The 9,780-nt window shown below is 71.4% G+C and carries 7 protein-coding genes; all 7 read left to right on the plus strand.

Annotated features, from left to right (window positions below):
• Positions 1–75: 75 nt before the first annotated feature.
• The 7 genes from KR546_RS18485 (at position 76) to KR546_RS18515 (ending at position 9,651) form a co-directional block, all read left to right on the plus strand.
• Positions 76–1,389, plus strand: coding sequence for an ABC transporter substrate-binding protein (locus tag KR546_RS18485; protein ID WP_238446200.1), 1,314 nt, complete (start codon positions 76–78; stop codon positions 1,387–1,389).
• 98 nt (positions 1,390–1,487) lie between these two features.
• Positions 1,488–2,228 carry an ABC transporter ATP-binding protein gene (locus KR546_RS18490; RefSeq protein ID WP_238446201.1) on the plus strand — a complete coding sequence of 247 codons (741 nt, stop codon included), beginning with the start codon at positions 1,488–1,490 and terminating at the stop codon, positions 2,226–2,228.
• Complete coding sequence (locus KR546_RS19860) at positions 2,221–2,919, plus strand: ABC transporter ATP-binding protein (protein WP_238446202.1); 699 nt, start codon at positions 2,221–2,223, stop codon at positions 2,917–2,919. The genes KR546_RS18490 and KR546_RS19860 overlap by 8 nt, the downstream gene beginning before the upstream one ends.
• 46 nt (positions 2,920–2,965) lie before the next feature.
• Positions 2,966–3,826 carry a branched-chain amino acid ABC transporter permease gene (locus tag KR546_RS18500; RefSeq protein WP_238446203.1) on the plus strand — a complete coding sequence of 287 codons (861 nt, stop codon included), beginning with the start codon at positions 2,966–2,968 and terminating at the stop codon, positions 3,824–3,826.
• Positions 3,823–4,842: a branched-chain amino acid ABC transporter permease gene (locus KR546_RS18505; RefSeq protein WP_238446204.1), complete on the plus strand. Its 1,020-nt coding sequence runs from the start codon at positions 3,823–3,825 to the stop codon at positions 4,840–4,842. Before KR546_RS18500 ends, KR546_RS18505 begins: the two co-directional genes overlap by 4 nt.
• A gap of 208 nt (positions 4,843–5,050) precedes the next feature.
• Complete coding sequence (nifJ, locus tag KR546_RS18510; RefSeq protein WP_238446205.1) at positions 5,051–8,644, plus strand: pyruvate:ferredoxin (flavodoxin) oxidoreductase; 3,594 nt, start codon at positions 5,051–5,053, stop codon at positions 8,642–8,644.
• A complete protein-coding gene (locus KR546_RS18515; protein WP_238446206.1) occupies positions 8,641–9,651 on the plus strand; it encodes a dihydroorotate dehydrogenase-like protein in 1,011 nt (336 codons plus the stop codon). Before nifJ ends, KR546_RS18515 begins: the two co-directional genes overlap by 4 nt.
• Positions 9,652–9,780: the final 129 nt, after the last annotated feature.

Here is a 9,780-nt window from a genome sequence, read left to right on the forward strand (position 1 = left end):
CCCCACCTGACCACCGGCAGGACCCGCCCCACCCCGGTACCGACCGCTTGCACCAACCCGAACGGAGCGCACGACATGAGACGATTCCGCACCCATCACCTGTTGACCATCGGGGCAGCCGTCGCCCTGGTCCTGACGGGCTGTTCCAGCGACGACGGTGGTGGCGACGACGCCACGACCGATGCCACCGAGACCGCCGCCGAGACCGCCACGGATGCCGCCGCGACCGAGACCGGGGGCGAGACCGAGACCGGTGGCGAGACCGCCACGTCCGGCGAGCCGATCCGGATCGGCGTGCTGACCTCGTTCACCGGGCCGTTCACCCCGTGGGGCGTCCAGACGGCGGCCGGCATGCAGATGGCCGCCGACGACCTCAACGCCGACGGCGGGGTCGACGGCCGCCAGATCGAACTTGTCGAGGCCGACGACGAGAACAACCCCGACACCGGCGTCAGCGAGTTCGAGCGCATGGTCGAACAGGATGGCGTGGTCGCCGCCGGAGGGGTCATCTCCTCCGACGTCGGGCTGGCCACCGGCGCGACCGCCGAGGAGCTCGAGGTCCCGCTGTTCCTGGTCAAGGCCGGCGCCGCGCCGATCCTGACCCCCGACTCGCGCTACACCTTCCGCACCTGCCTGCCGGCCGCGCCGATGATCGCCGGTCCGGTCGGTGACTACGTGGAGGAGGTCGGCGCGACCCGCGTCGGCGCGATCATCGCCGACTACGCCTGGGGCCAGTCCGTCGCGTCCGCGCTCGAGGCCGAGCTCGACGGCATGGACGGCGTGGAGTACCAGATCGAGGTCGCCCCGGTCGACGAGACCGACTTCACCACCTACCTGCGCAACCTCGAGGGACTCGACCCGGAGATCATCGTCGCGACCGGTCACCCGCCGGGGGCCGGACCGATCACCATCCAGGCCACCGACCTCGGGCTGGACGTGCCCGTCGCCGGACCCTACGCCCCGCTGGCGACCGTCTACGAGGGTGTCGGCGACGTCGCGCTGGGCAAGTACTCCGACTTCGGCTGCGCCGACTTCCAGTCGCCCGAGTACCAGGAGCTCGCCACCCGGTTCGCCGAGGAGACCGACTTCACCTTCATGGAGGCCGACGCGATCGCGGGCTACGCGATCGTCAACATGGTCGCCCAGGCCGTGACCGAGGTCGGTGACGACCCCGTCGCCGTCGGCGAGTACCTGCACGAGACCACCTTCGAGATGCCGGGCTACGCCTTCCCGCTCAGCTGGACCGAGTGGGGCGAGCTGGCCGAGGCCACGCCGCACTTCGTCCAGATGGTCGAGGCCACCCCGCCCGACGGTGTCAACCCCGGTGCCAACTGGTATCCCGAGACCCTGGTGGTCCCGGAGCCGCTCGAGCCCTACCAGCCCGAGTGAGCACCTGACGCCCCTCGCGAGGGAGCCGGACGACCGATCGGCCCCCTCGCGAGGCCCGCACCTGCCCACTCCGTCCGCCTCCGCGACCGGGACCAACGATGCCGATCCTCGAGCTGCAGGCCGTGAGCAAGCACTTCGGTGGCCTGCCCGCGGTCGACGACGTGTCCTTCGACGTGACCGAGGGTCGGGTGCTGGCCGTGATCGGCCCGAACGGGGCCGGCAAGTCGACCCTGCTCAAGGCCGTCAGCGGGATGCACCAGCCGACGTCGGGGACGATCCTGTTCGACGGTGACGACATCACCGGCCTGACCAGCCACGAGATCCGCCAGCGCGGCATCGCCAAGGTGCTCCAGCACCCACGCGTGTTCCACTCGATGTCGGTGCGGGACAACGCCGCCCTCGGGGCCATGTTCGGGACCCCCGGCGGACGACGGTCCGAGGCGGACGCGCTGCGTGCCGGCGACGACGCCCTCGCCCTGGTCGGCCTGGACGACAAGGCCGACTGGCCGGTCGACCAGCTCAACCTGCACCAGCAGCGCACCCTCGACCTCGCCCGGGCGATCGCCGGCTCGCCCCGCGTGCTCCTGCTCGACGAGGTCATGGCGGGGCTCAACCCGGGGGAACTCGAGGACTCGATCGCGATCGTGCGACGTCTCGGCGACGAGCTGGGCCTGACCGTCGTGTGGGTCGAGCACGTCATGCGTGCGGTCCGGGCGCTGGCCGACGAGGTCGTCGTGCTCAACATGGGACGGCTGCTGGCCGATGGTGAACCCGACGTGGTGATGCGAGATCCACGGGTGGTCGAGGCCTACCTCGGGGAAGGTGCCACCAGTGCTTGAGGTCGAGGGGCTCGACGTCGGCTACGGACCGTCGACCGTGGTCCACGGGGTGTCGTTCACCGTGGCCGAGGGCGAGGCCGTCGCGATCATCGGCTCGAACGGGGCCGGCAAGACGACGACGCTGCGGGCGATCGCCGGCCTGCTGCAGGCCGGGGCCGGCCGGGTCAACTTCGACGGCCACGACATCCTGGGCGAGGCCGCCCACGTCGTGTCACGACGCGGACTGGCCTACGTCCCGGCCGAGCGTCACCTGTTCGGTGGCATGCCCGTCCACGAGAACCTCGCCCTGGGCGCACACCCGGACAAGCCCGACCCGGACCGGTTGCGACAGGTGTACGACCTGTTCCCCCGGCTGGAGGAACGCCGCAACCAGACCGCCCGCACGATGAGCGGTGGGGAACAGCAGATGCTCGCGGTCGGACGCGCGCTGATGTCACGCCCCCGGTTGCTGATCCTCGACGAGCCGACCACCGGACTGGCCCCGAAGCTGGCCAGCGAGGCGTACGCCGCGTTGTCGACCCTGCGAGGCGAGGGCCTGACCGTCCTGGTGGCGGAGCAGCAGGTGCCACTCGCGCTGGACCTGGCCGACCGTGGCTACGTCATCGAGGACGGCCGGGTCGAGCTCGACGGCACCTCCGAGCAGCTGCGGGGCAACCCCGACGTCCAGCGCGCCTACCTGGGGATCGCCTGATGACCACCGAACCCTCGCCCGCCCCCACGTCGGACAGGTGCTCACCATGAACCCAGCCGTGATCTTCGACGGCGTGGTCGACGGGCTCCAGCTGGGCCTGCTGGCCGTCGGACTGACGCTGCTGTACGGCCTGGGCGGGATCCTCAACCTCGCGCACGGCCAGATCGCCGTGCTGGGTGGCATCACCGCCGCCCTGCTGCTGGACGCGGGGTGGGGTGCGCTGCCGGCGGCGGCCATGGCGGTCGTGGCGGCGACGGCCGCCGGGCTGGTGCTCGACCAGACCATCATGCGCCCGGTGTACCGGGAGCGGGGCGAGGATCGGATCCTGCTCAGCCTGCTGGTCACCCTCGGTGTCGGGTTCGTCATCGACGGCCTGCTCGTGTGGCGCTACCCCAGCGAGGCCCTGACGCTGCGGGTCGGCTCGGGGAGCGTGGAGGTGCTGGGCATCACGATGCGAGTGGGGAGCCTGTACGCCTCGGCGATCACGATCGTGGCCATCGGGCTGGTCATCGGCTTCCTGCGTGCGACCAGGGCCGGGCGGGCCGTTCGCTCCGTGATCGAGGACGAGGTCGGCGCGGAGCTGGTCGGGGTGAACCCGTCGGCCGTGCGAACGTTGATCTTCGGCCTGTCCGGGGCCCTGGCCGGGCTGTTCGCCGTCACCCAGTCCATGACCTCGCCGGTGACGTCCAGCTCCGGGGTGTCCTACACGATCCTGGCGCTGATCGTCACCGTGGTCGGCGGATTGGGCAGCGCCACCGGCGCGTTGCTGGCGGGCCTGATCCTGGGCATCGTGAACGCGATCAGCGCGGCCGAGATCGGCTCCTACATCACCTCCATCATCCTGCTGGCAGCCGCTGCACTGACCATCCTGGTGCGTCCCTCCGGACTCCTGGGGAGGACCGAATGAGCGTGACGGACACGCTGCTGCCGGACACCGCCGAGCCGGGCCACGCGCGCTCGCCCGTCGCCACGTGGGCGCCCATCGCCATCGTCGCGGTCCTGCTGGCGCTGGTGCCGGTGTTCGTCGGGGACTCGCGGACCTGGATGGGGCTGGCCACCGGGATGCTGTTGTTCGCGTGCTACGCGACGGCCTTCAACGTGATCTTCGGCTCGACCGGGCAGCTGTTCCTGTGCGTCGGAGCCCTGGCAGGCGTGTCCGGCTACGCCACGCCGATCCTTGCCGACGAGTTCGGGGTCCCGGGCGTGGTGGCCCTGGTGGTCGGGACCGCGCTGTCGGCGCTGCTGGGTGGGCTGTTCAGCTGGGTCTCGGTCCGGCGCTCGCTGGGGGTGATCTTCACGGGCATCGTGACCCTGACGTTCTCGCTGGGGTTCCACAACCTCCTGCTCGGCCAGCGCGAGCTGACCGGTGGCGAGACCGGCCTGCGCATCCAGGTCGGCGGCGACACCGTCCTGCGCGAGCTGGTCCCGGCCTACCTCGTGTTCCTGGGCCTGCTGGTCGGCTACCTCGTCCTGTACCGCCTGCTCCAGCGATCGTCGTTCGGCTGGGCCTTCTCGGCCCTGCGGGACGACCCGGTCGCGGCCGAGCTCGCCGGGGTGGACGTGGCGCGCTACCGGATCTGGGCGGGCACGATCGGCTCGGCGATGCTCGGGCTGGCCGGTGGGCTGTGGGCGATCACCGAGGGCTTCGTCTCGCCGACGACGTTCGCGTTCGGGGAGGTCGACGTCGAGACACTGGTCATCCTCGCGTTCGGTGGCATCGGCACGCTGCTGGGCCCGGTCATCGGGTCGGTGGCGCTGACGGTGCTGGACGAATTGCTGCGGGACGCCGGCCAGCTCCGGGTGGCGATCTTCGGTGCGATCCTGGTCGCCCTGTTCCTGGGCTTCCGGAGCGGGGTCGGTCCGGCCGTCGGTCGACTGGCCCGCCGCGTCCTGCCCACCTCGCTGACCGATCGGTTCCGCTGACCCCCGCAGGGCCGTCGAGTGTGCGCATCACTCCGGCCGATTGGGGGAATGCGCACACGCGACGAATCGGACCCCTCGACGGGGTGTGGGACACGGTCGTCGAGGGCCGGGACCTTCGGGCACGCAGGTCGGGACCAACCCCTGCCACGACGAACCGGCCGGGTCGTAGCGTCGACCACGTGCTGACGTCCCCGGCAGGAGGCAGGTCATGACACGTGCCAGCATCGATGGCAACGAGGCCGCCGCCAGGGTCGCCCACGCCCTGTCCGAGACGATCGCGATCTACCCGATCACGCCGGCCTCACCGATGGGAGAGCTGGCCGACCAGTGGTCGTCGAGCGGCCGCACCAACCTCTGGGGCGTGGTGCCGCGCGTCATCGAGATGCAGTCCGAGGCCGGCGCGGCCGGGGCGCTGCACGGGGCGGTCACCAAGGGGACCCTGGGCACGACGTTCACGGCCTCGCAGGGCCTGTTGCTGATGTTGCCCAACATGTTCAAGATCGCCGGCGAGCTGACCCCGGCGGTCCTCCACGTCGCGGCACGCACGGTGGCCACGCACGCCCTGTCGATCTTCGGGGACCACTCCGACGTCATGGCCGCCCGGACCACCGGGTGGGGCATGCTGGCCGCCTCATCGGTCCAGGAGGCCCACGACATGGCGGCCGTGGCCCACGCCGCCAGCCTCGAGTCCCGTGTCCCGTTCGTCCACTTCTTCGACGGCTTCCGGACCAGCCACGAGCTCAACGAGGTCGACCTGCTCGAGTCCGACGACCTCGCGGCGCTGCTCGACGAGCAGTGGGTCGCCGACCACCGGCTCCGGGGACTGGATCCCGACCGGCCCGAGCTGCGCGGGACCGCCCAGAATCCCGACGTGTTCTTCCAGGCCCGCGAGGCCGCCAACCCGTGGACCGATGCCGTCCCCGGGATCGTGGCCGGTGCGATGGACCGCCTGGCCGACGCGACCGGACGCAGCTACGGCCTGGTCGAGTGGTTCGGCCACCCGGAGGCCGAGCGCGCCGTCGTGATGATGGGATCGGGGACCGCCGCCGCCCGCCAGGCGGTGGACGCCCTCGTGGCCCGTGGTGAGCGAGTTGGTGGGCTGGTCGTTCGGCTGTTCCGGCCGTTCCCGACGCAGGCCCTGGTCGCCGCCCTGCCGGCGTCCGTGCAGCGGATCGCCGTGCTCGACCGGACCAAGGAGCCGGGCGCACCCGGCGAGCCGCTGTTCACCGACGTTGCGACGGTGCTGATGCGCGCCGTGGCGACCGGCGAGCGCGGCGCGCTGCCCCTGGTGGTCGGCGGACGCTACGGACTGAGCTCCAAGGAGTTCACGCCGGCCATGGCCGCCGGCGTGTTCGCCGAGCTCGACCGGGACCGACCCCGCCACGGGTTCACCGTGGGGATCGTCGACGACGTCACGCACACCTCGATCGACCCCGACCCGACCGTGCACGAGCACCGCCACGACGGCGACGTCCGCGCGGTGTTCTTCGGACTGGGCAGCGACGGCACCGTCGGGGCCAACAAGAACACCGTCAAGATCGTGTCCGAGCACACCGACCTCCACGCCCAGGGCTACTTCGTCTACGACTCCAAGAAGGCCGGTGCCCGCACGGAGTCGCACCTGCGGTTCTCCCCCCAGCCGGTGGAGGCGACCTGGCTGATCGACGAGGCGGACCTGGTGGCCTGCCACCAGTTCGGCTTCCTCGACAAGGTGGACGTGCTGGCTCGCGCGCGCCCCGGCGCCACCCTCCTGCTCAACGCCCCCTTCCCGGCCGACCAGGTCTGGGACCACCTGTCGGTGGAGGTCCAGCAGGAGGTCCTCGACAAGGCGTTGCAGGTCTGGGCGATCGACGCCTACGCGGTGGCACGCGAGGCGGGGCTCGGGGGCCGGATCAACACCGTCATGCAGCCGTGCTTCTTCGTCCGCAGCGGGATCCTGCCGGCCGACGAGGCACTGGCGGCCATCAAGGCCTCGGTCGAGACCACCTACGCCAGGCGCGGCCCGGAGGTCGTGGCGCGCAACCTCGCCGCGATCGACCGCTCGCTGGCGGCACTGCACCGCGTCGAGGTGCCGGCCCACGTGTCGGCGACGCGCCACCGGCCCCCGACCGTGCCACCCGACGCCCCCGACTTCGTCCAGCGGGTCACCGCCCGGATCATGGCCGGCGAGGGTGACCTGCTCCCGGTCAGCGCCCTGCCCGTCGACGGCACGTTCCCGACCGGCACGTCGCGCTGGGAGAAGCGGTCGATCGCCCCGGAGATCCCGATCTGGGACCCGTCGATCTGCATCGACTGCAACAAGTGCGCGATCGTGTGCCCCCACGCCGCGATCCGCACCAAGGCCTACGACGGCGACGTGCTGGGCGCGCTGCGCGACGACTTCCCCACCAAGCCGATGAAGGACCGCAGCCTGCCCGACCACCACCTGACGGTCCAGGTCGCCCCCGACGACTGCACCGGGTGCGGGGTGTGCGTCCAGGTCTGCCCGGCCACGTCGAAGGAGCAGGTCGGCCACAAGGCGATCAACATGGAACCGGCCGCCGAGCACCGCGACGTCGAGCGTGACAACTTCGCCACGTTCCTGGACATCCCGGAGCTGGATCGGAGTTCCTTCGACCACGGCAACGTGCGTCACAGCCAGCTGCTGCAACCGCTGTTCGAGTTCTCGGGAGCCTGCGCGGGATGTGGCGAGACCCCCTACCTCAAGCTGCTCACCCAGTTGTTCGGTGACCGGATGGTCGTCGCCAACGCGACCGGGTGCTCGTCGATCTACGGGGCGAACCTCCCGGCCACCCCGTGGTCGGTCGACGACGCGGGCCGTGGCCCGGCATGGTCCAACTCGCTGTTCGAGGACAACGCCGAGTTCGGGCTGGGCCTCCGGCTGGGCCTGGAGCAGGAACGTGCGACCGCCGAGGTCCTGCTGGCCGAACTGGCCGGGGAGCTGGGCGACGGACTGGTCTCGGGCCTGCTGCACGCGGACCAGGCCGACGAGGCCGGGATCGCCGGCCAGCGGGACCGGGTGGAGGAGCTCCGGCGACGCCTGGCCGCCATGGACTCGCCCCGGGCGCGCCTGCTCGACGGGGTGGCGTCGACCCTGGTCCGCCAGGGAGTCTGGATCGTCGGTGGCGACGGCTGGGCGTACGACATCGGCTACGGAGGCCTGGACCACGTCCTGGCCAGTGGCATGGACGTCAACGTGCTCGTGCTCGACACCGAGGTCTACTCCAACACCGGCGGCCAGGCATCCAAGGCCACGAGCCGGGGTGCCGTGGCCAAGTTCGCGGCGTCCGGCAAGTCCGGCGCCAAGAAGGACCTCGGCCTGATCGCCATGCAGTACGGCAACGTCTACGTCGCCCAGGTGGCACTCGGCGGCAACGACATGCAGACCGTGCGCGCGTTCCGCGAGGCCGAGGCATGGCCGGGCCCCTCGCTGCTGCTGGCGTACTCGACGTGCATCGCGCACGGGGTCGACATGACCCAGTCGATGGCGCGACAGAAGGAGGCGGTGCTGTCGGGGTACTGGCCCCTGTACCGCTACCACCCGGGTGGGGAGGACGACGCGCACCCGTTCCACCTGGACTCGCGCGCCCCGAAGAAGCCGGTCGCCGACTTCATGGCCACCGAGGCACGGTTCGCGGTGCTGCAGCGCAGCGACCCGGAGCGCGCGGCCATGCTGCGCGAACTGGCGCAGGCCGACGTCGACGAGCGCTGGCGCTACTACGAGCAGCTCGCCGGGGTGGTGCGCACCGCACCGTTCGACCAGGCCGAGGACACGCGCACGACCGAGGAGGAGCCGGCATGACCGAACTCGCGACCACCTACCTCGGGCTGGACGTGTCCAGCCCGATCGTCGCCTCGAGCTCGCCACTGACCGGGACGATGGACGGCCTGCGGGCACTGGTCGACGCGGGTGTCGGCGCAGTCGTGCTGCCGTCGCTGTTCGAGGAGCAGATCGTCCACGAGTCTCGCGACCTGGTCACGATGCTCGAGGAGACCGCCTCGTTCAACCCCGAGGCCAGCGACGGCTACTTCCCCGAGCTCGACGACTACAACACGGGCCCGGACCGCTACCTGGACCACCTGGCCGAGGCGGTCCGCGAGCTCGACGTGCCCGTGATCGCCAGCCTCAACGGCGTGTCGATCGGTGGCTGGCTGCGCTACGCCCGCCAGCTGGCCGACGCCGGCGCGTCGGCGATCGAGTGCAACGTGTACCGGCTCGCGGTCGACGTCGACGACCAGCCGTGGGAGGTCGAGGACGACCTGGTCAACCTGGTCGGCGAGGTCGCCGAGACGGTCGACGTGCCGGTCGCGGTCAAGCTCAGCCCGTACTTCACCGCCCTGGCCAACCTCGCCCGTCGCCTGGAGGACGCCGGCGCGGCGGGGCTGGTCCTGTTCAACCGCTTCTACCAGCCCGACATCGACGTCGACACGCGCGCGGTCGTCCCGAGCCTCGTCCTTTCGTCCCCGCACGAACAACTCCTGCCACTGCGCTGGACCGCCGTGCTCCACGGCCGGGTCGGCACGTCACTGGCGATCACCACCGGGGTCCACGACGCCGAGGGCGTGGCCAAGGCGCTGCTGGCGGGCGCCGACGTCGCGATGGTCGCCTCGGCCGTGCTGCGCCACGGACCCAGCCTGGTCGCCAGCATGCTCGACGGGCTGCAGACGTGGATGGACGAGCACGACTACGACTCGGTCGACCAGCTCCGCGGCAGCGCGAGCCAGGCAGCCGTGTCGGACCCCGACGCGTTCGTGCGCGCCAACTACCTCCAGACGCTCACGAGCTGGTCGACCCCGATCCCCGCCTGACGACCCGGTCGGGCTCGACCGGCCGGACCAGTCCCCGGAGCCGGTCGAGCCGCACCCCCTTGGCGGTCGCCAGCCGGTCCCGTTCCCGACGGGCCCGGGCGGCGCGCCCGGGCCCGTCGGGAACGGGAC

Origin of the sequence: Salsipaludibacter albus, from assembly GCF_019798055.1 — a bacterium.
Classification (GTDB): domain Bacteria; phylum Actinomycetota; class Nitriliruptoria; order Nitriliruptorales; family Nitriliruptoraceae; genus Salsipaludibacter; species Salsipaludibacter albus.

Bases quoted from the DNA above. Each gene is read 5' to 3' on its own strand.
- KR546_RS18515 (WP_238446206.1), top strand. From the start codon at position 8,641: ATGACCGAACTCGCGACCACCTACCTCGGGCTGGACGTGTCCAGCCCG.
- KR546_RS18505 (WP_238446204.1), top strand. From the start codon at position 3,823: ATGAGCGTGACGGACACGCTGCTGCCGGACACCGCCGAGCCGGGCCAC.
- nifJ (WP_238446205.1), top strand. From the start codon at position 5,051: ATGACACGTGCCAGCATCGATGGCAACGAGGCCGCCGCCAGGGTCGCC.
- KR546_RS18485 (WP_238446200.1), top strand. From the start codon at position 76: ATGAGACGATTCCGCACCCATCACCTGTTGACCATCGGGGCAGCCGTC.
- KR546_RS18500 (WP_238446203.1), top strand. From the start codon at position 2,966: ATGAACCCAGCCGTGATCTTCGACGGCGTGGTCGACGGGCTCCAGCTG.
- KR546_RS18490 (WP_238446201.1), top strand. From the start codon at position 1,488: ATGCCGATCCTCGAGCTGCAGGCCGTGAGCAAGCACTTCGGTGGCCTG.